Raw genomic sequence first — 21070 nt, forward strand, 5'->3', positions numbered from 1 at the left:
ATGAGCGCACAGGTACTCGAGGCACTTCAGCAATGGCGATCGGGCGCGATTGCCGCCGACCAACTGCAGATCGGCGTGATCAAGGACGCGCATCTCACACAGATTGCGCGGTCGAATCGTCGAACGAGCGCAGAAATCGAATCGATGCTGCCGCGCACGGCCAAGCCGATGGCCGGGCACATTGCGAATGTCATTGCCGGACTCGGTGAGAAGAGTTCGGATCCGGCCGCACCGAGAACAACTGCTGCCGACGATGTGGTTGTCGAGGCTGCGACGGTCTCACAGTCACCGATTGCGGCAAATCTGGTGGATCTGAGTACCGACGATTTCTGCGAGTTCGACTATTCGACGGACGGAAACAGCGATACGAAGCTGGCGGCCAAGAAGTCACAGGGTGGCCACCGCATCGAGTGGGAAGCGTACGCTGCCGGCTCCGACTCTGTTGTCCTCTATCGGGTCGTCTCCAGCGAGGAACACCCGGCATACAAGCCTGAGGCCGGTGAGCTACTCGGCGTCACGACGGACACGACGTTGCTGGATCTCCGTGGGCCGAGCTCGGCAGTGCGATTCGTTCAGGTGTGGTGCCACGTCGGGCGAACTGTCGACAATGCGGCTTCTGAACAGCCAATTCTCCTCGGCACCGCTCAAATTATCAGTCCCGTAGTCGATCTGGCGATCTCCGAGGACGAGGGCACCGTGATCGGCCGTTGGGACACCTGGCCCGGGGTCAAGGTCGTCCGCGTGATGCGGTTGGCGATAGCGGGTGGTCCAGGCGCCGGTGGTCCGGTTCGAATCCATCCCGACGACGACAATCTCGGTGGTTTCGTGGATTCGACAGCCGAGCGCGGTCAACGCTATCTCTATCGTGCGATCTGCGAGGTGCCGGTAGGCAACGGAACCGAACTGTCGCCGGCAGTAGAAGAAGTCGTGCAAGTCTCAGTTGTTCTGTCTCCGGTACACGATCTGTCGGTTGATACGTACGGCGACGCGGATGAGCCACGATTCGACCTGCGGTGGACAAGTCCACCGGTGGGCAAGGTTGTCATCTACCGGACGGAAAGCGGCCCGAAACCCGGTATCGAGGAATCGATTCTGGCGGAAGGCGCGTTGGAAGCGTCTGGCGGACTGCCGAGTGATGCCCGCCTGATTCATCCGATCAAGGGCGCTCAGACGGGGAGCTGCCTGATGGCGGGAGTGTCCTGGCCGCGCGGGTGGACACGCGCCTACTTCACACCGGTAACAACACTCGACAACACGGTTCAGGTCGGGAAGACAGTCTCTGCTACCCGTCCGCTTGGCGCTGTTCGCCATCTGCGGGTAGTAGAGCGCTGCGCAGAACAACTTCTCACGTTCGCCTGGCCGGACGGCGCGGCTGCCATCGAGGTATACGTCAGCACACGCGACATGGATTCGGCGAGTGCATTGGCTCAGCCTGCGGGGCACGAGATTTCGAGGAGCAAATACGAGCGAGACGGTGGGCTGCATTTCCCGGCGCAGTTGCCGGCCATCGGTTGCTCGGTGCATGTGGTCCCCGTGTCGTACACCGCGGGAGCAAAAGTGCTTGGCGCTCCGAGTGTCGTGGATTATCCGGGATTGTTGCGTGTTCAGTACGACGTCGAGTTGCGTAACGCGGGTTCCACCGTCGACATCACTCTTGCGCCGGAACGCGATACGAACGGTTCCCCGCCGTTTGTGTTGGTGTACAACGCACATCGTCTGCCTCTGAGCTCGACGGACGGAACGGCAGTGGATGTGTGGTCGGCTGGATCCGAAGCCAACGGACGTTCGAAGCAGTTTCAGCCGCACCAGCTCAGTCGAGCAGATCGGGCAGCGACGTGGAGCGCTGATATCAGGGGACTCTACGGATACATCCGTCTGTTCGCCGACCTCCGCCCGAGCCATCGAAGCACCTTTGCCCTGATCGATCCGTCCGTCGAGAAGCTCTGGGTTGACGGCAGAGATGGGCAGGCAGGATGAGTAGTGACTTCTTCTCCGGGAGTGATTTTCCGACGGTAGTCATCGCACGCGCGGACATTGCCGCGCCTCGGTACGGTCAGTTGACGTACACGTCGTTCGACCGGCCGAGCGTCGGACGCGGGCAAGCGCTCGGCGGCTGGCAGGTGAAAGATCTCGCGGGTGATCTGGACGAAAACGAGCAGGAGGCCGTGCGCGCGGGCGTCAACACTCGACTCGAGACAGTTGTTGCGCCGCCGCAGTTTCCAACGCAAGAACAGATCGATTCACGGCCACGTCGGCTGCATTACGGACCTCTGCCGGCAGGCGCCGTTGCGTATTGGCATTCCACACCGGCCGGTTCCGATGCTTCGGGTCGCCCCGGCAACGTGTTCGTCCACGCACTCGTAGACCGAACACCGGATCTTCCGCCACTGCGTCGACCGATTTCCCTGTGGCACTCGACCGGGTGGCTGACGCCGTACGGGGCCGATGTGGTTGCCGGTTCGACACTGGGCGCTACTGCGGATTTCCCCGAGGGCAAATCGGTGACGCTGTCGCAGATCGTGAACTTCGTCCTCGATCCCGAGGTCTGGAGGATCGGGGTGTTGTGCGTTCTGCTCGATGCGGTCAATCACGCAATGCACCACGGCGGCACGGTGATTCTCGGGGTTGAAGATCCTGACCGCGGCGCACAGTGGATCGGCGCGGTGAGTGCGCTGATGTCATCGTCGGCAACATCCCACTTCTACTTCTCTACCTACGAACGCAGACCCAGCGCGGAGGATATCGACGCCCTGAATGCGCATGTGGTGTGTGTGCCGATCGAGGATCTGGACGACTTGGAACTGCCGGAGAACACGGTTGTGCTCAGCGAAGTCGAAACTCCGTCCCTCGGCGAACTGGGCGCCGCCGACGGATCGAATCACGAATCGCATCGAACTGAACGCAATGCCGAGGTTCAGGTATCGGAATGGTCGGTTCTGGCTCAGACGGTTCTCCTGGATGCTGAGACCGCACTCGGTGCGTTGGGGCAGCTCGACGAGATTGCGAAAACCGATCCCGTTCGCGGCGCTGAAATCGCTTGGCCTCTTGCTGCACTCGTGTCCGGGAACAACAGTTTCAGTGATGCTCACATCGAAGCGCGACGAGTGCTCGAAAGTGTCCCCAAGCCGGTGCGGCGGATCCAGCTGCCGGAACCGGCGGCGCCGTTAGCAGTATCCGGTACTCGCACACCCGGGGATACACCTGGAACGACGGAGTCCGGCGAACCGAATTTGCACCATATTCTCGCGATGCCGATCTCCACTCCTGCCGAGATCGACGCGCGGTGGACTGCGTTCCTGCACTTCGTCCGTCGCAATCCGGGCTGGTCGATGGGATCCGGCACCCAGGTGAAGTTATTCGGCGACGTCGAATCACACCCCTCACGGCGGCTTTTGGAGGATGTTCGGAAGACAGCAGAAGATTTCTTCGACCGCCTCGAGGGCAAGGATTCACCCGCTGAATCGGATACACCGTTCCTCATCGAGGTCGAAATACTTCGGTTCACAGATCTGATCATGCACTGCGGCCTCGTAGATGACGCGATCGTCAACGTCGTCCAGAATCTTGTCGACCTGGCGGTAGTGCCGCTGCTCTTGGACGATTCCGTGGCACCGCAGTTCGTGCGCGATGTTTCATCGGTCGAGGCTCCGCTGAGGGCGCTGCTCCGGAGCTGCCTTACCGACGGCACGGGTGCGGCGTACTTCGTCAGTCGCCCGCTGGGTAGTCGTGTGCCCAAGGCAGTCATCGAATGGACCCTACCTGTCGACGACCTTCCCACCGACGGGAGTATCCGGGAGAACGCGGAGGTAGTGGCCGAGTCCAGCGTGGCACTGGCTTCTGATCTGGTGCTTCGGATGCTCGACAATTCTGATGGGCATGAGCTGGCCGGGTGGGGACAGTTTGTGCCGCAGACATTGTGGCGGGTTCTCTGGGAGGCGCACAATGGCGGATTTGTGGTCGGTGATGCGAGCAAGCTTCTCACCTCGACGCACTTACCGGAAGAAGATCTCGAAGAATTGGCTTGGCGCTTTCCCGGCATCATCCCGCCGAGATTTCTTCAACGAATAGTTCTGTCACACACTGGTGATCAAGGTTCGGTCGATCTTGCTCGGTCTGCGGCTCATTTGCTGACGACCCAAGCCGATACGCGCCGCGACGGCAGCGTGATTGTGACGCCTCCCAATCAGCGCAAGGATGACTGTGCCGTGGCGTGGGCACGGTTGCGCTCTAGCGGCCGGTGGGCAGAGTTCGGTGCAGAGTTGCAGTTCGAGGTAACTCGGATGCGACCCGCTCTCGTCGACTTTTGCCGAATGAGCGCTGCGGAGATTGATGCGCTGACCGGCGACCTGGTCGATCGAATGATGTTGTTGCTCTTCGCTTCCAGGTGGTCTCGGGACAGATACGCTGCGCCATTTGTTCCGTTTGTAGGTGCCGCTCAGGTGGATGCTTTGAGACGGTCGGTCCTCGGATCGAGCGACTATGTCAGTGTCAATATCACCGAACTGATCACCTCGCGGATCATCGATCGTGAGTGGCTCCTGGCAACAGTGATGCTCATGACGAGCGGCGCGCCAGGGAGTAAGCGGCGCAAAGCTGATGTGCTGACTCACGTAGGTCTCGGTGCCGACGATGGGAACGGTCTTCTGGAATTTGTGGCTGGGAAATCGCTGTCGGATCTCCAGGGCTTCGACCGAGAGGGTCCGTCTCCGATCGCCGACATGTTCCGCGACGAAGTGCGGCGCCGGCGCTTCGTGGATTCACAGGCCGTGATCGATCAGTATCGGCCGCACGCCTGGAGTTGGTTGGATCATCTCGCGGCGGCAGCATACGAATCGAAGGAAAACCAAATGTGGTCCAAACTCAGGATTGGAAAGAGGAACCGCTGATGCCCGCTTATGTGCTCGATGGAGCTGGGAGAGTAGATCTTCCGCGCCGACCGTTGGCCGTCAGCGCCGACGCCGGTGGGGTGGGCGTCGAGTTGTCCGCGTCCACGCAATCCGGTCAGTCGGCGGGCGCTGTGCATCCCCGTCCTGGTTTGATGATTCTTCCTCGAATCGCGGACGTGACCACTGTGTCCGCGAGGCCTGCCGATGGGCAGATCGCGTTTCCTCAAGGCACGGTCCTGCGCGTCACGATCGGGGTCGACAGTCAGAACGATCTGGACCCCGATCGAGCGGAGCTTCGCCCGATGGATGTGTCGGGACTGCACCGTGCCGATTTGGCGACGATCACGCTGGGCGCCGAATCGCTCGAGATCGCGGCGCGCAGAACCGAAGTCGATGTCGCGCTCGGAGAGCTAGCATCGCTGGCTCGCTCGAGTGCCCGCGGAATCCTGCGTACCGATCGGCTTCGTGACGCACAGTGCTACTCGGTCTCCATCGACATCGACAGTTCCATGTCGATGGTCCATCGATTCGACGACTCGAGTGTCTCAACAGTCGCAGATCTGTTGGCCGGGGTGTCCACGGTGCTCGGCGATGCCACACCAACCGTGTCGGTGCTCGGCGCACGATCGACGCTCGTACCGGAATGTGCGCTGCGGGATTTGAAGGCTGTGGTTCAGGGCGTTCTGGACTCCGCATCGATGGGTGTGGGCTTTCAGTCGGTGCCGTCCGTACCGGCAGCTGCCGCGTCGAGGCATATCGTCTACACGATCACCGACTCGGTGCCGGCCGATTTCCTTGCAGAAGCATCGGATTCGTCGTCGACTATTCGTCATTTGGTAGTGCTGTCGGAGGTGGTACCGGCATCGATTCCGGCGGGCACTTACTGCGCAGTGATCTCGCCGCGCTCGGTCGAAACTCTCACGTCCGACCCGAGTGAACTGTCGCGGATCATTTCGCAGCTACTGTTTCCTGTTATGTCCGATTCGACCACCGGTGGTTTCTCGTGAGCAAGTGCCCACGCTGCTTCGTCAGCTTGACCCCTGATCACTTTGCCTGGACCCAAGCGTCGGGTACGACCACCGAGGCTGATCCTGTCGCGAGCGCTTACCACGGTGGTCAGGTGCTCTCGCGCAAGATCATCGAGTTGCGCCGACCGGTGGATGCACACGCGGGCTGGGCACCGCCGCCGCAACACGCAGAACTCGAACTGGGTGGACCTGTTCGCGAAGTGTGCCCGACCTGCCATTACGTCCTTGTGGACGGTTGGCGCAACGCGCAGGTCACCTGCATCGCCATGGCGGGAGCGCGGGCCACGGGTAAGACCGTGTACATCGCGGTGTTGATCAAGCAGTTGCAATTGCTGGGTGAGAGTTGGGGTGCCGTGGTCGAGCCCTTCGACAGCACCACTGAGGCGACGTACCGGGACCACTACGAGACCCCGCTGTACGAGGCCCGGGGAATCCTCGAGGCGACACCCGCAGCGCACACCGGCAATCCTTATCAGCGTGAACCTTTGATCTTCAGTCTCGGTCATTGGAACAACGTCTCGCAGATCCTCGTAATCCGCGACGTCGCCGGTGAGGACTTGGAGAACCCGGAAAACGCACGTGCTCCGTGGTTGCAGTTCTTTGCGCACGCCGACGGCGTGCTCTTCATGTTCGATCCGCTCAAAGTCGAATCGGTCACCAACCAACTGCACGATCTGGTGCCCACGCAGGAACGAGTCGGCGGAGATCCCCGAACAGTGCTGCGCACGGTCCTCGGCATCATCGGGTTGGGAACACCCAACCTCGCCATAATCTTGTCCAAATTTGATGCACTGCAGTCACTTCAGAGCGTCGAAGGAAGCGATTGGAGTCGGATCATGTCGAACCCCGGCGCCGCGTTCTCCCGAGATTTCAGTTTGCGATCGGCGCCGTATCACGACGGCGATGGTCAGCTTCTCAACCAAGAAGTCCGCAGCCTCCTCAAGAAGCTTGATGCAACGCCGATGGTGATGTCAGTAGACCAGCCACACACCGGACGCCCGCTGTCCAACCGATACTTCGCGGTATCGGCATTGGGTGAATCCCCGGTCGGGGATCGCCTGCACGCCAGTGGGATCACGCCCTTCAGATGTCTCGATCCGGTTCGTTGGGTGCTTGCGACCCGCGGCGTGTGGCACTGGCAGTGACGTCATGACTCACTCGGTTCCGGAAGCGGGTAGGGAAGCTCGAGCAGAGATCCTCGATTTCCTGCTCGAATCAGGCACCTGGAGAACAGGATTGCTCAGTGTGCTCCTCGATGCGGTAAGTGCAGCAGTCGAGGGTGGTCCGGTAGTCGTTCTGGGAGTAACTGACGAGCGTGTGGGTCGGCTATGGGTCGGCGCGGTGTCCATGTTGTCCGCACCCAGTTCTGCAGAGGCAATCCGGTGCCGGCACGCCGACGGCCGCGAAGAGGTTCGCGACGGTGCGCACCTGGTCACGGTATCCACGGCGAATCTGCATTTGTGGGCGGGATCCGATGGTGTTGTGATCGGAGAGGACGACAACTGCAGTCTGGGGGAGATGTCGATCGACCCACATCAGACCGAACGAGGAACGTCTGTCGCCGTAACGCATTGGTCGCTCCTGGCTGAGGCGGTACTCGTTGATTCTGAGACAGCGCTCGCGGCGTTCGAACTTCAGGAGTCGATTGACAGGAAATTTGCGGCCGATACGCTGCATCGGTTGTGGCCCTTGGCGATGACAGTGGCGTCGACGCCGGAGATGCACGAGTCGATGAGCAGTGCGGCAGAAGTTATCCGAGAGCACTCACCCTGGGCGCTGGTCGAGCAGACCGAACTGTTCAGCCTTGCGGTGGGTGCCGTCGCCGGCGGGTGCGGCCGCGATGCGGCTGTAGCGTGGCGTGATCGCTTAACCGCGGGTCCTACTCCTGAGCCTGCGGTTCACGTGCCCGACCCGTTGATCCGGTTGCCGGAACCAGTGCAAGCACCCACCCCGAATCCTGCTGTGGCTCAGCCGGAAATTCGGACTTTGCTGATGGGTGAAGCCGCAGATCTCTCCGCCGACACTGTGCGATTGGGGTGCTCTGTGTCGTGGACGCAACCGAGGTCGAGTCCGTTGGAGGTTGATCTTGTGGCCTTCCTACTCGACGAGAGCCGCACGGTCAGCACCGACGAGGATTTTGTCTTCTACAATTCGCCGGTGGGAGGCGGAGGTGCGGTTGCGCTGTCCGTGCTGACGCCCGAGGCGCAGCGTGTGGACATTGATTTCGGAGCGTTGGCGCCGCGGTACCACCGAGTGGCCTTGGGAATCGTCATCACCGGGCCTGGGTCGTTCAGCCAGCTGAACCCGCTGCGAATAGTTCTGACCGACAACGAAGTTCCGGTCGCCGATTCGATCTGTACGCATGGCACCACTGAACAGGCGATGATCGTGGGCGAGTTCTACATTCGGGCAGGCCGTTGGCGGGCGCGATCAGTCTGGCAGGGGTATGACGGTGGCCTCGCGGCGTTGGCGACGTCGTACGGCGTTGTCGTGGACGGCCCCGGGTGATCGATTCTGCTACCCGCCGCACTGCTTACGTTCGTGGTCAACTGACTGATCCTTACTCGGCGTCGCTGTTGGTGGTGACGATGATGCCGGTTCTGTCGGCGATAGCGTTCGGTTCGATCCTGTGGCGACCTCTCGGGTATGTCGTCGCGGTTGCCTCGCTCTTCTATGTACAGAGATTGCATCGCTGGATTGGATCCGGATTGCAACGCATCGGTCCGGGGGCGTCGACGAGCAGGATGTACCGCGCTACAACCTATTTGGTGATCGTCCTCCTAGCTGCGATGCTGTCCATACCTGTCGTGCAAGTCTTCTTTCGTGGTGATCTCGCGGCAATGGCCGCGCCGACCATTGTTGCGGAGATGACCGACGGGTGGCAGGGGGCCACGACACCGGATGCGATTTACGGTTCCACACCGACCTGGCCGTCGTACGCACCCTGTCAGTTCGTTCAAGAATGGACCGGACTGACGGTGGCGAACTCGTGCTATTCGGCAGTGGGGTACGTGCGGATGTGGCAGATGCCCACCGCGTTGCCGATGTTGTGTTCTCTCACCATGATTTACATCCTCTTCCCCCTTACGCTGGCCAGATTCGGTCGGTTGAACAAGTAGCCTTCGACTTCCCTCGAAGGCATTGAAATGGATCGGTATGACGAAGAAGTATTATCTTGCGCGCTTGGCGGGCTCACGCGTCGATGTTCTGGAGAGACTTCCAGGCTCGGTCGCCAAGCAGACGGCCATGGGATCGGTGCTGTTGACGACAGCCGGATTCGCCACCATTTCAGCTGCCTATGCGTTGACTATCACTGGTATCGCCACAGGATGGACGGCTCTTGCCGGCGGAATGGTGTGGGGGCTGGCGATTCTCAACCTCGACCGTCTGCTCGTAATCGGGCTTTCGCATGAGAAGCGCATTGGGCGCAGCGTGATGCTCGCGATTCCTCGAGTGGTGTTGGCGATCGTCATCGGCTTTGTCATCTCGACTCCGTTGATGCTCAAGGTATTCGAGACCGAAATCGAAACCCAACTCAATCGCAACATCCTTGCCTCACAAGAGCAATTGAGGACGGACCTCAAGGACTCGACATTGAGTTCCGACCTGACCGAGGCGGAAGCCGAGTTGGCGCAGATGCGTGCGTTGATCAACGCCGGCCCCACGGCCGACCCGGCTGCCAACCCGGAAGTTGGACTGGTCCAGGCCGAAATCGAGAAACTCGAGGCAACGGCAGCGAAGCAGAAAGCTGATTACGACGCGGCCCGGACGAGGGCCCTTGAAGAAGAAGAGGGTACTGCCGGAACGGGAGTGCCTGGTTGTGCGGCGCTTTGTGTCGAGAAGAAGCGACTTGCGTCCGACGCCGAGAAGCTGTGGCAGGAAACAGTCGAGCAGATCGGGGCGAAGGAAGTCGAAAAGGCCTCGGTCGTCGCCACACTCAAGGATGTCCTGCTGCAGGAGAGTGAGAAGGCCGTCGCCGACGCCGAACGTGATCTACCGGCGGTCGAGCAGAACGTCGAGACGCTGCGCACCCAGGTCGACAGCGCCCAGAACGGGTCGTATGCGCTCGAACAGGCAAACAAGGGAATCATCGCCAGGCTCAAAGCACTCAACGATCTCTCCGGCAGCGACGGCACCGCGGGTATGGCGCACATGGCGGTTTCGGTGCTGTTCATGTTGATCGAATTGCTTCCGGTGCTCTTCAAAGTCATGTCCAACGCCGGTACCCGCACGCCGTACGACGAGTTGGTCGAAGCCTTCGAAGAGGAAGAGAAGCGCGATGCGACGGAAGAAATCGATACCCGCAAACGGGTGTCGGAGTTCCGCCGAGATGCCGAGTTCGAAGCCGAGCAGGACCGCATCAGCAAGCAGCAGGAAACAGTACTCAAGGTCAACGAGACAGTAGTTGCGCACCAAGCTGAGGTCGTCGACGAGGCACTCGAACAATGGAGTCGGCATGCAAAGCGTGTGTCGACCGAACGGCTACGTGACTGGGAACGTGGTTTGATCGGCGAGGCTCGATTGAGCCCCGAAAGCGGGGCGAGTGACGTGGAAACCCGTCGGTCGGAGCAATCACCGTCGGCGAGGTCGTCAGCACCAGGTGTGGTGTTGGACAAGCCGCGCAACCCGGTCACGGCTCCGTATATCGGTGGAGGGTATCCGCAGAGTCCCGCGACAGGCGGCGCGCCCGCCGGCCCGTTGCCGCATTGGATGTCCGAGACGACCTGGGCCGACGGTCCGGCTTCACACCTACAGCCGCCCGAGTCGATGCAGTAATGAGCATCGAACTCGAGATCGAGGGGATTGTCCGCTCGCACATCGACGTTCGTGTTGTGGTCGACGACGGCGCGAAAGAGCTGGCTCGCGGCCTTGTCGAACAGTTGACGCACTGGATAGCCGACGAGTGTGCACGTCGCCCGATTCTTTCGGACCTGTTTGCTGTCAGCGTCACACACGTCGGTGGGCATGTGTCCTTCAACAGTCTGGTCAACTGCGCCCACGGCAAGAAGGGTCGGCCTTTCCTGGAACGACCTTCTCGAACCGTGGTGTCGGTGGTTGTCGGCTCGGCTCCCGCCGTTCTCAGCCAACGCGGCAACGCTGAAATCTCCACGGCACCTGCGATGTTGGTGTGGTTGATCGGGGATGATGCGGCGTCGGCGTTGCTGACGGTGCATGGTCGGATAGGGCCGAGAGATCGAAGGACAGTCGCTGACAACTCGCTGACGCCGGAGCTTTTTGTCTCTGTCTGTCAGATACTGGTGCGAGGAATACTCGAACGGCCGGGTGAGTGGTGCGGCGAATTGATCGGAAGCGCTGCTGTGAGCGCAGCGATGCGAGGTGTGGGATATGCGGTGTCGTGATAGCTCTGGTTTTCTGGTGGGTCGGGTATGAGTGTTGATGTCACGAGACTGAGCATCCTCCGCAATGTTGAATCGCCGGAGGGCTTTCCGGCGTTGGAGGTGAAGTCTCCGAAGGGCGTCGGGCGTGGTTTTCGCTGTCTCTTCCGCGAGTTCGAGAACGCGAGCGACGTTGTAGTCGCGAATGTGCGGTGGTTGATCGATTTTCGTGCGAACCTGGCGCCGGGGGATCGTTCTACGCTCGACGCGTCTTTTCTGTGGCCACTCGAACTTGTCGAGTCGAGCGGTGTCGCCGTGGGGTACCTGACCGCCGTCGTCCCGGGACGCTTCGAAGAGCAAGTGCAGACACCCTATTCGGGCCTTGTGACGGTAGCTCGAACTCTGGACTGGCTGAACAATCCCGCCCATGCAAAAGATGTGGGTGCATCGGTGATCGTCGAACCCGATGACATCATCGTGCGTTCGGCCTACTGTGCTCAGATCGCGCGCGCGACGGCCTTCCTCCATTCTCGAGGTGTTGTGTTCGGCGACATCGGGCCGCTGCGCGTGGTCACGAGCGATTCACCCATCGACGTGGTCATGATCGGTTCCGAGTTCATGCACGCCGCAGAGTCTCCCTGGCAAGGACCCGGAGTGCATTCGCCTGGTATGACGCCACCGGAATGCATTGGTGACGAGAGAATTCAAGATGTAGGCACGGATCTCTTCAAACTGTCGTTGCTATTTCGCGATGTACTCGGTGCTGCTGCTGAGCAGACATCGCAGTCATCACCGTTGTCGGCGTTGGTCGGACGCGTAGATCACGGCGGAATTGAGATGTTCGAACGAGGACTGGGGTCGGATCCTGGCGCGCGCCCGTCGGCCGTTGAGTGGTACGCGTATCTGTACTCGCAGACCATCGTGCATTCGGCTCCGCCTGTGATCGAGATGTTCGGTGCGGATCCTGAACACGGGATTCGACATCAATCCATCGAATTCACCTGGAGTGTTCAGGGGCACCGGAGGCTCAAGCTCGAAACTCCCTGGGGTGAGGTTCAAGAACTCGACATCAGTGCGTCGAGGCACAGGTTGACGTTGAGGCAGTCTGGGCAGTTCCGTCTGATCGCATCAAATCCGAGTGGAACCACCGAGCGGCCCAGCGACATCGTGTATGCCTTCGACCCACCCGCTGTGCGATTCGTCGAAGTTCCCGAGTTGGGTGGGATTGCACAGGCCATGACCGGTCTGGATTCGACGGTGTTGTCTGAGCGAGTGGTGCAAGGCGCCGAGTTCAATTGGCTTTACGGCAATTTCGACACCATGGCGATGCCGGAGTTGCCACCGCTACCGGAGCTCCCGCAGTTTGATTCTCCGGGTGTTCCACTGCAACAGATTGATTGGACGGGGCTGACGTCGATCGTCAACGACGCGATGCGTGCCGCCGATACCGAAGTGCGTCATGGAGCAACCGGCCGAGGGAACATTGTGGCCAAGGCAGGAACGCTTTTCGCCCGCGTGCGACTACGCGCCGATACGTTGACCAGCAGCCTTTTCCGATCGCGAACTCGGTGAGTAGGGCATGAATATTCGGGTACCCCGAAAAGGTCTGCAAGTGTGGAGGAGGAAGCCATGCGTGTAAAAAGCCTGGTCGGGGCAGGCGCAGTGGCAGTTGCTCTGGTTGCTGGTCCCGTTGCCCAAGCGTCCGCGGAAGGCTCTGCTGCTCCGGGCTCCGACAGCCTGCCGGACACCCTGACCTGCGAAAGTGTCTTCGATGCCTTGGAGGATCAGAGCCCGGAGTGGACAGAGGAGGGGATCGACCAAGTCGAAGACTGGTGTGAGTCGATCACCGGTGAAGAGGACTGATCGTCAGCCGCGCGCGATGATGCGCCGTGACAGTCGCCAGCGGCCGTCTTCCAGTTCGAACTCGTCGGCGTAACTTCCGACGCCGCTGAGGCGAGGCGTCGTGGCGGTGTCGACGTAAAACGTCCACACCGCTTCGGCGCGGGCTGTTGTGTCCGACGTGACCTCGACAGCGATTGCGGTGGTGACGTGGCGGGTGAAGGTGCCCGGACCCTGAATGCCTGCCGTGCGGCGCTCGCGCACGCCGGCAGCTATTTCCTCGCGGCCGCGTCGTACCTGTAGGGGCAACCCGCGGTCCGGGTTGGCCGGCATCGTCCATTCGGCTTGCCGAGTGAATTGTTCGACGTAATCGTCGACGGTCCCCGTATCGGCGAGGTGGGCGATCCGCGCAAGTGTGGTTCGGATCTGTTCGGCCGGGCTTTCGGGCTGCATCTGTCTCCTTGGCATCAGGGTGGGATTTCCGGACGCTACCGCGATGAGCTGGGATTAGTAGGTCCGGTCTCGTTGAGCGGACGTGAGATTGGCGAGTTCGGATCACCGTGAGTCCAACTATTTCCCCAACATGAGGGGAAATGATTAAGTGTGTTCACGAAGGCAAGTGCCTTGAATCTGACCGGAAGGTTTACCGTGTCCGTCCCTCTGCGATGTCTGCGCTGACTTCTTCAGCGCCACACCGGCTGGTGTAGCTCTCAGTACCCGCTGAACTGATCCGAAGTTCGGGTTCTTCGAGGCCACCAGGACGACCACTTTCCCTTTTGCGTGCCGCGCTCTGCGCGCGTTGCTCCGCACCCTCATACGAAGGACTTCACCTCCGTGAACTCGTCATTTCCGACGGCCGGGCTCGATCGCCGTGCCTTTTTTCGTGGCAGCGCTATTGCCGCACTCGCAATTCTCGGTACCGGCTCACTGGCTGCGTGCTCCTCGGCCGTTGGTGAACAGCGTTCTGATGCAGGTGAATCGGTGGATCCGGTGCGCGGTGGCACGCTCACGCTGGCAATTCCGGACGACGTCACCCCGTCTGCTCTCTTGACCAGTACAACAATTGCCGGCATTACAATCTCAGGCCTTGTCTTCGAGACGCTGACTCGCTATCCGCTCGATTCCGTAGTGCCGCAACCTCTTCTCGCCAAGGACTGGAAGCTCTCGGACGATGGTCTGACGTTGACGCTGAATCTGCGCGACGATGTCACCTTCCACAGTGGCCGCCCGTTCACCTCTGCGGATGCGGAGTTTTCGCTGCGTACGTACGCCGATCCCAAGTTCTCCGCTCAGTTGCGCAGCACAGCAGCTGCGATCAGCGGCTACGACTCTTCTGATCCGAACAAGCTGGTACTGACGCTGGCGCACCGAACCGGCAACATCTTCGACCTGCTGGATCTGGCTCCGATCTTCGACTCGGAGACCTTCGACAAGGCAGTCACCGGTGAATCCTTCATCGGGACAGGACCGTTCGTTTTCGCGTCGCGCACTCCGAACAGTTCGATCTCCTTCGATCGCAATCCGAACTACTGGGTTGCGGAACGCCCCTTTCTCGACCGCGTCGAGGCTCGCATCGTCCCCGATTCACAAGCGCGTCTGACGTCTCTCAAGTCGGGTCAGGTTGCGCTCGTAGCGCCGGGGTCGCTGACGTTCCGTGACTCGCAGACAGTTGGCAAGACAGATGGTTTCGAGACCACAGCGCTCGACGGGGCGGAACTGCAGACCTATATCGGTGCGAACGTGACGGCCGAGGGGTTGACCGACGTGCGAACCCGGAAAGCCGTGGCATACGCCATCGACCGGGAACGCATCATGAGTGAGGTGTATCGCGATGCCGGCTACGCCGTGAATCTGCCGTGGCCCAAGTCGTCACCCGCCTACGACGCAGCCAAGAACTCCACCTATGCGCGTGATGTTGCCAAAGCCAGGGCGTTGGTGAGTGAGGTCGGGACGCTTCCGACTATTCCGTTGACGTACACCGGAGCCAGTCCGGACTTCGAAGCAGCAGCGCAGATCGTGCAGGCAAATCTTGCGGAGGCGGGAATTCGCGTCGAGCTGGATCCTGTCGAAGCGACAATCTTCTTCAAGCAGTTGATCGGCGCAGAATTCAAGGGGCTCTGGCTGACCAGTCACACATTTGCGCAGTACATTCCGTCGACCCTGACTGTCAGTGCCTACCCGTTCAACGCCGCACATAATGCGTCGAAGTTCAGTTCGCCGGCGTACTCCGCTGCCGCGGACGCGGCGTGGCAGCAGCCGGACGGTTCGAGCGACGCCGCCAAGAAGCTGTACGCCGACTTGAGCACCCAACTGTTGGACGAGTTGTTCCTGATCGAGATCGGTGTGGTGGTCCAGCAGGTATCAGCTGCTTCCACCGTGCGAGATCTTTCATGGACCAAGGGCCGTCAGCCGCAGTTCGCCAACACCTTCCTGGCTTAGGGGAGAACATGTTTCGCTATGTCCTTGGCCGACTACCGTCGGCGGTGGTGGTTCTCTTTCTTGCGTCGTTGTTGATTTTCTCGGTAATGCGACTGGTTCCCGGTGATCCGGCCTTGGCGCTGGCAGGTCCGGATGCCACACCGGAATCGATTGAGGCGATTCGTCATTCGCTTGGGCTCGACCAGTCGATCCCTGCTCAGTACCTGTCGTGGATCGGCGACGTCCTGACGTTGGATCTGGGTCGGTCGTTTATCCTGGGCGGTCAGATTTCGGACCTCGTCCTGGCGGGATTGGGAAATACCGCGGTGCTCGCCGGTAGCGCGTTGCTGCTGGCGGTAGTGCTGAGCCTGATTCTCAGTGTCGCCGTGGTGGTCTGGCCGAAGAAGTGGCTGACCAGTGTGGTGAACGTGCTCAACACGCTTTCTGTTGCGCTGCCCAATTTTGTGACGGGTGTTCTACTGGTCCTGGTCTTCGCGGTGCTGATTCCGGTGCTGCCTTCCGGTGGTGTACCTCCGGGTGGATACCTGGCTCGTCCCGACATCACGCTTCAGTACCTGGTGCTGCCGTCACTGTGCTTGGCACTGCCGGTCACAGCAGCTTTGACCAGATTTCTCTCGGAGGCCCTGCGCACCGAAATGGCGCAGCAGTATGTGATCACCGCTCAGGCTGCCGGAGTTACGCGCTGGAACCTGGTGACTCGTAGTGCTTTACGTAATGCGCTACCGACCATGTTGACTGTCCTCGGAATTCAGACCGGGCATCTACTTGGTGGAGCCGTGCTGGTCGAGGCGATCTTTGCCTGGCCGGGAATCGGTCAACTGATTCAGCAGGGAATTGGCCGGCGCGATTACCCGGTGGTGCAGGTTCTTCTGCTGCTCTCGGTCACGATCTTCGTGCTGATTCAGTTGTTGACAGACATCGTGCACGCCTACCTTGATCCGCGTATCCGCATTGGAGGACGGTAATGACTGTCGTTGATCAACTGCAGGACGCGCCGTCGACTAGGCGTTCGCGTCCGGTGCGCGAGGCCCTGACTCACGGCCAGGGGCTTGCAGGCGTCCTGATCGTGCTCGTCATCGCAGCGGCAGGTATTGCAGCACCACTGCTGACGAGTTACGGCCCCAACGAACAGATTGAGGGTGCAAACCTGTTGGGCGCCAGCGCACAACACTGGTTCGGCACCGATCAGGTGAACCGCGACGTCTTCACTCGATCGCTGTACGGTATCCGCATCAATCTCGTCATCGTGCTTGTCGCGGTGCCATTGGGTGCGATCATCGGTTCGCTTGCCGGCTTGATCTCGAGCATCAATCCTGTTGCCGATGTCATTGCTCAACGAATCTTCGATGTGATCCTTGCTTTCCCGCTGCTGATTCTCGCGATCACGCTGGTAGCGATTACCGGTCCCGGTGTCACGCCGGTTATCGCCGTGATCGTGGCCGCGGAGATCCCCATGTTCGGGCGCCTCGTGCGTACCAGTGTGCTCAGGGTTCGCGAGCTGCCGTTCGTGGAATCCGCCGAAGTGATCGGGGCCGGCCGTTGGTGGGTACTGCGTAAGCATGTGCTGCCCAACGTCGTCGAACCGTTGGGCGTGCAGATCGCCCTGTCGATGTCGGTGGCCGTATTTGCCGAAAGCGCGATGAGCTTCCTGGGAATCGGTGTACGACCACCGGATCCGTCATTGGGGTCCATCATCTCCGACGCCATTCCCAACCTCGACGCCAATCCCGCCTATGCCGTCGGACCGTTGATCATCGTCTCCGCCTTGGTCTTGAGCTTTCTCCTGATCGCCCAGGCGCTCGGCAAAGCTCGTCGGATCTGACACTGCCTAACTACCACTTTCAAGGACACAAACATGAACGCAGTAGAGCAGCAGGCGGTTCTCGCCATCGAGGATCTGGTGATCCAGTTCGGTACGGCGGATTCCCGACGTGAATCGACCACCGTTGTCGACCACGTGAATCTCGAAGTGGGACAGGGTGAAATTCTGGCCCTGGTTGGAGAATCCGGATCAGGTAAGTCGCTGACGGCGCGCGCAGTCCTCGGCTTGCTGCCGGAAGGGGCGCAGGCGAGCGGGTCGATCGAACTCGGTGGCCAGCAGGTTCTGGGAGCTGACGAGGCCACATTGAACAAGCTGCGTGGTACCCGGGCCGCGATGGTGTTCCAGGAGCCGCAGACCGCACTCAACCCCGTCCAGAAGGTGGGGTGGCAGATCGCTCAGGTCCTGCGGGCGCACGGCAAGATATCCCGGGCCGACGCTCGGGCCCGCGCCGTGGAACTGCTACGGATGGTGGAGATTCCGGAGCCGGAGCGTCGGGTCGATTGGTATCCGCATCAGCTCTCCGGCGGTCAGAAACAGCGCGTAGTTATTGCGCTGGCGTTGTCGGGCTCTCCGGATCTGCTGATCGCCGACGAGCCGACCACTGCGCTCGATGTGACAGTGCAGGCCGAAATACTGCAGTTGCTCCGGGAGCTACGCGATCGGTCTGGGACCGCGATTCTGCTGATCACGCACAACATGGGCGTCGTCGCTGATATCGCCGACCGGGTGCTCGTGATGAAATCCGGTCAAGTGGTGGAGCAGCAGTCGGTCTTCGATCTGTTTGCGTCACCGCGCGCGAGCTACACCCAGGCTCTGCTGGCGGCGGTCCCACGGCTGCCGGAAGCCGAGCACGCTCAACCGGCAGTCGTGCTGGTCGATGATCTCGAACGGTCGCTCGCCGATCCGATTCTCCGGTTCGACGACGTGTCGATCGTGTACCCGGCTCGTCTGGGCAACAAGGCGTTTCGGGCTGTCGATCAGGTGAGTCTGAGTGTGCGGCCAGGTGAAGTAGTAGGACTGGTCGGCGAATCAGGTTCGGGGAAAACCACTCTCGGTCGCAGCGCGCTGGGCGTCATTCGGGCGAGCAGTGGCACTGTCAGCTTCGACGGAACCGATCTGGGGACGATATCCGCGGCTAACCTGCGGGGTCTGCGCAAGGGTATGGCGCTGATCCACCAGGATCCGGCAGCGTCACTCGATCCCCGGCGAACCGTCGGACAGAGCATCGGCGAACCGCTCGAGGTACACCGCTTTGCTACCGGCGCCCTGCTCCGGAACAAGGTCGAGGAGTTGCTCGAATCGGTCCGCTTGCCTCGATCGTTTGCACACCGGGCGCCCGGGGAACTGTCTGGTGGTCAACGTCAACGGGTGGCGCTTGCGCGGGCACTTGCACTCGGACCACGGCTATTGGTTGCCGACGAGCCGACCAGTGCGCTCGACGTTTCAGTTCAAGCTGACGTTCTTTCACTTTTTGCCGACCTACGAGAGGAATACAAATTCGCATGCCTGTTCATCAGCCACGACTTGGCCGTCGTCCATCAGGTGGCCGACCGGGTAGCGGTGCTGCGCAGTGGGGAATTGGTCGAAGAGGGCCCCGCTGCGGAGGTATTCAGCTCACCGCGCCAGGAGTACACGAGGAAACTGGTTGCGGCGGTGCCGCTTCCGGATCCGCTGCGCCAGCGTCAAGGCCGGGATTCTGTACCAGTGGAGCCAAGCCTGACTGTTGCTGTCTGACCGATCCGCACGTACGACACTCACACTTTCACTCTGACTCCACAGGAGAATTTCATGTCTATCACCGAACTCGACCGCGCCGTACTTACCCCTGAAGAAATCTATGCAGCCGGTGGAATCACGGTCCACAAGGTGGGCGAACTGATCGGCGCACGTATCGACGGAGTCCACCTCTCGGGTGACCTGTCTGCAGAGACCGCGTATGCAATCAACTACGCACTTGCCGCCCACAAGGTTGTGTTCTTCCGCGGACAGCAGCACCTCGACGACGTGTCGCAGTACGAATTTGCCGGCACGCTCGGCACGCAGACCACGACCCACCCGACGCTCAAGTCCGCGGACAACAAGTTGCTGGTTCTCGACGGTGCCGCCAGCAGCTGGCACACCGACGTGACATTCATCGACCGCATCCCGAAAGCATCGATCCTGCGCCCCACCACAATTCCCGAGTACGGCGGAGCAACCACCTGGGCATCCACCACGGCGGCCTACAACCAGTTGCCGCATTCACTGAAGGTTCTGGTGGAGAATCTGCGTGCTGTGCACACCAATGCCTACGACTACGCCGAGATCGTGGACAAGGTGCAGCAGGGCAACGCGCAGCGTGTGACCAACTACGGTGAGTTCACTCGCGAGATCTACGAGACGGAGCACCCGGTGGTGCGCATCCACCCGGCAACGGGGGAGAAGACCTTGCTTCTCGGACACTTCGTCAAGGAGTTTGTCGGTCTCAAGCCGTCGGAGTCGGTTGCTTTGTTCCAGCTGTTGCAGGCGCGAGTCATCAAGTTGGAAAACACGGTTCGTTGGGCCTGGGAAGCGGGAGATCTGGCGATCTGGGACAACCAGGCTACTCAGCACTACGGTGTCTCCGATTACGGAACTCAGGCGCGCAGTGTGCACCGAGTGACGTTGGCCGGCGACGTACCGGTGGACGTTCACGGCGAGTCCAGCCGCATCATCAAGGGCGACGCGTCCGAGTTCTCGATCATCGCGGACATCGAGCGGCTCCCCGGGTTTGCCGCTAACTGATTTAGTGCAGATCTGACAACGAAGCGCGTTTGGTGGCCGCTAGTGCGGTCACCAAACGCGCTCGTCGCGTTCAGGGGGCAGCTCGAACATCTGACCCCAGGAGTGATGGCACGCAAGGCAACTCCATTTGGGAGTGTCCGGGCCTACGACGCACCCGGTGACCGAGATCCAGGGAATTTCGTTGTGGAGGTAGGCCGGCATTCCGGGGGAACAGCTCGACGTCCAGTGGGCCCGGCACTGCGGGCATGGTGGGTGTGTCGAGACCATATATTCAACCAAATTAGTGAATCCGGATAGCGCGATTCTGCTCGCGCATTTTCGGCACAGAACGGCCGGACAGTCGTCTCCTGGTTCGAACTGTCTGAAGACGCGCGACGCCGAGTGAAAATGCATCGAATCGCCTGCTGTGTACTTTTTCAACCGCAGCTGCGCACTACAGGCGGTGCATGTGCCGTAGCTGCCGATCAGGGTGCGGGCGTGCGCAGCGGTTGACGTTGGGTCCGTGGTGTCGATCTCGAAGCAAGCGGGACCGACGGTGGAGTGGAGCGCCCGGAGGATGCGGTCACCGAGCGCGTTGTCGATTTGACCGGTCTCCCTGGGGAATTGGATGGACAACATCTTCTCTATGTCCGGAACCAGCGGGAGTCGATGGAAGGTGTCGAATTGGTCGCTCACCTCCATGCGGGACATGTCGTCGGAGAACGCAGCGGTCAAGGTCTCGGCGCAGAGGACAGTTCGGGGATCGGTGTCCAAGACGGTGATCAGAATATCGCCGGCAGCCATGTCACCGTGAAAGCTCCACGGATCAACTTTCGCCTTGGGTTCGAGAAATGCCACCGCGGCGTCGAGCCAGGGTGTGCCGAGAGCGAGAAATACGTGCTGACCTGCGCTGCGCGTAATCATCTGCACAGTATTGCAAGGGGTGCCGACATAGTGCAGCGATCAAGACACCGGTCA

General features: G+C 60.7%; 17 protein-coding genes. 15 read left to right on the forward strand and 2 right to left on the reverse strand.

Features of this window, described 5'->3' with window-relative positions; translation table 11 throughout:
- The 10 genes from FFI94_RS08865 to FFI94_RS08910 are packed head-to-tail and all read left to right on the forward strand — an operon-like array spanning position 1 to position 13113.
- Positions 1-1977 carry a hypothetical protein gene (locus FFI94_RS08865; RefSeq protein ID WP_138872637.1) on the forward strand — a complete coding sequence of 659 codons (1977 nt, stop codon included), beginning with the start codon at positions 1-3 and terminating at the stop codon, positions 1975-1977.
- Complete coding sequence (locus tag FFI94_RS08870; protein WP_138872638.1) at positions 1974-4886, forward strand: hypothetical protein; 2913 nt, start codon at positions 1974-1976, stop codon at positions 4884-4886. The genes FFI94_RS08865 and FFI94_RS08870 overlap by 4 nt, the downstream gene beginning before the upstream one ends.
- Positions 4886-5893: a hypothetical protein gene (locus FFI94_RS08875; protein WP_138872639.1), complete on the forward strand. Its 1008-nt coding sequence runs from the start codon at positions 4886-4888 to the stop codon at positions 5891-5893. Before FFI94_RS08870 ends, FFI94_RS08875 begins: the two co-directional genes overlap by 1 nt.
- The gene (locus FFI94_RS08880; RefSeq protein ID WP_138872640.1) at positions 5890-7059 is read left to right on the forward strand and encodes a TRAFAC clade GTPase domain-containing protein; all 1170 of its coding nucleotides are present in this window, start codon (positions 5890-5892) and stop codon (positions 7057-7059) included. The genes FFI94_RS08875 and FFI94_RS08880 overlap by 4 nt, the downstream gene beginning before the upstream one ends.
- Before the next feature lie 4 nt (positions 7060-7063).
- Positions 7064-8422 carry a TerD family protein gene (locus FFI94_RS08885; protein ID WP_138872641.1) on the forward strand — a complete coding sequence of 453 codons (1359 nt, stop codon included), beginning with the start codon at positions 7064-7066 and terminating at the stop codon, positions 8420-8422.
- Entirely contained in the window at positions 8419-9033 is a 615-nt protein-coding gene (locus FFI94_RS08890) for a hypothetical protein (protein WP_138872642.1), read from the forward strand. Before FFI94_RS08885 ends, FFI94_RS08890 begins: the two co-directional genes overlap by 4 nt.
- A 37-nt stretch (positions 9034-9070) precedes the next feature.
- Entirely contained in the window at positions 9071-10690 is a 1620-nt protein-coding gene (locus FFI94_RS08895; protein ID WP_138872643.1) for a DUF4407 domain-containing protein, read from the forward strand.
- Positions 10690-11274 carry a hypothetical protein gene (locus FFI94_RS08900; protein WP_138872644.1) on the forward strand — a complete coding sequence of 195 codons (585 nt, stop codon included), beginning with the start codon at positions 10690-10692 and terminating at the stop codon, positions 11272-11274. Before FFI94_RS08895 ends, FFI94_RS08900 begins: the two co-directional genes overlap by 1 nt.
- 27 nt (positions 11275-11301) lie before the next feature.
- A complete protein-coding gene (locus FFI94_RS08905) occupies positions 11302-12822 on the forward strand; it encodes a hypothetical protein (protein ID WP_138872645.1) in 1521 nt (506 codons plus the stop codon).
- A 57-nt stretch (positions 12823-12879) separates the two neighbouring features.
- The gene (locus FFI94_RS08910; protein ID WP_138872646.1) at positions 12880-13113 is read left to right on the forward strand and encodes a hypothetical protein; all 234 of its coding nucleotides are present in this window, start codon (positions 12880-12882) and stop codon (positions 13111-13113) included.
- Positions 13114-13116: 3 nt separating this feature from the next.
- Here the strand turns inward: FFI94_RS08910 and FFI94_RS08915 are convergent, their stop codons facing one another.
- Entirely contained in the window at positions 13117-13542 is a 426-nt protein-coding gene (locus tag FFI94_RS08915; protein WP_138872647.1) for a nuclear transport factor 2 family protein, read from the reverse strand.
- 381 nt (positions 13543-13923) lie between these two features.
- Between FFI94_RS08915 and FFI94_RS08920 the strand changes: the two genes are divergently transcribed.
- From FFI94_RS08920 to FFI94_RS08940, 5 genes are read left to right on the forward strand one after another with little or no spacing between them, the layout of a single operon-like run.
- Positions 13924-15528: an ABC transporter substrate-binding protein gene (locus FFI94_RS08920; protein ID WP_138872648.1), complete on the forward strand. Its 1605-nt coding sequence runs from the start codon at positions 13924-13926 to the stop codon at positions 15526-15528.
- Positions 15529-15536: 8 nt separating this feature from the next.
- Complete coding sequence (locus tag FFI94_RS08925; RefSeq protein WP_138872649.1) at positions 15537-16493, forward strand: ABC transporter permease; 957 nt, start codon at positions 15537-15539, stop codon at positions 16491-16493.
- The gene (locus FFI94_RS08930; protein WP_138872650.1) at positions 16493-17350 is read left to right on the forward strand and encodes an ABC transporter permease; all 858 of its coding nucleotides are present in this window, start codon (positions 16493-16495) and stop codon (positions 17348-17350) included. Before FFI94_RS08925 ends, FFI94_RS08930 begins: the two co-directional genes overlap by 1 nt.
- A gap of 33 nt (positions 17351-17383) precedes the next feature.
- Positions 17384-19084, forward strand: coding sequence for an ABC transporter ATP-binding protein (locus FFI94_RS08935; RefSeq protein ID WP_138872651.1), 1701 nt, complete (start codon positions 17384-17386; stop codon positions 19082-19084).
- 54 nt (positions 19085-19138) lie between these two features.
- Positions 19139-20113 (forward strand): TauD/TfdA family dioxygenase, encoded by a 975-nt coding sequence (locus FFI94_RS08940; protein WP_138872652.1) that lies wholly within the window; start codon positions 19139-19141, stop codon positions 20111-20113.
- 48 nt (positions 20114-20161) lie between these two features.
- On the opposite strand, the gene FFI94_RS08945 is transcribed toward FFI94_RS08940, so the two are convergent.
- Positions 20162-21016, reverse strand: coding sequence for a hypothetical protein (locus FFI94_RS08945; protein ID WP_138872653.1), 855 nt, complete (start codon positions 21014-21016; stop codon positions 20162-20164).
- Between the last annotated feature and the right edge of the window lie 54 nt (positions 21017-21070).

The sequence above is a fragment of the Rhodococcus sp. KBS0724 genome, assembly GCF_005938745.2.
In the GTDB taxonomy this organism is placed as follows: Bacteria; Actinomycetota; Actinomycetes; order Mycobacteriales; family Mycobacteriaceae; genus Rhodococcus_F.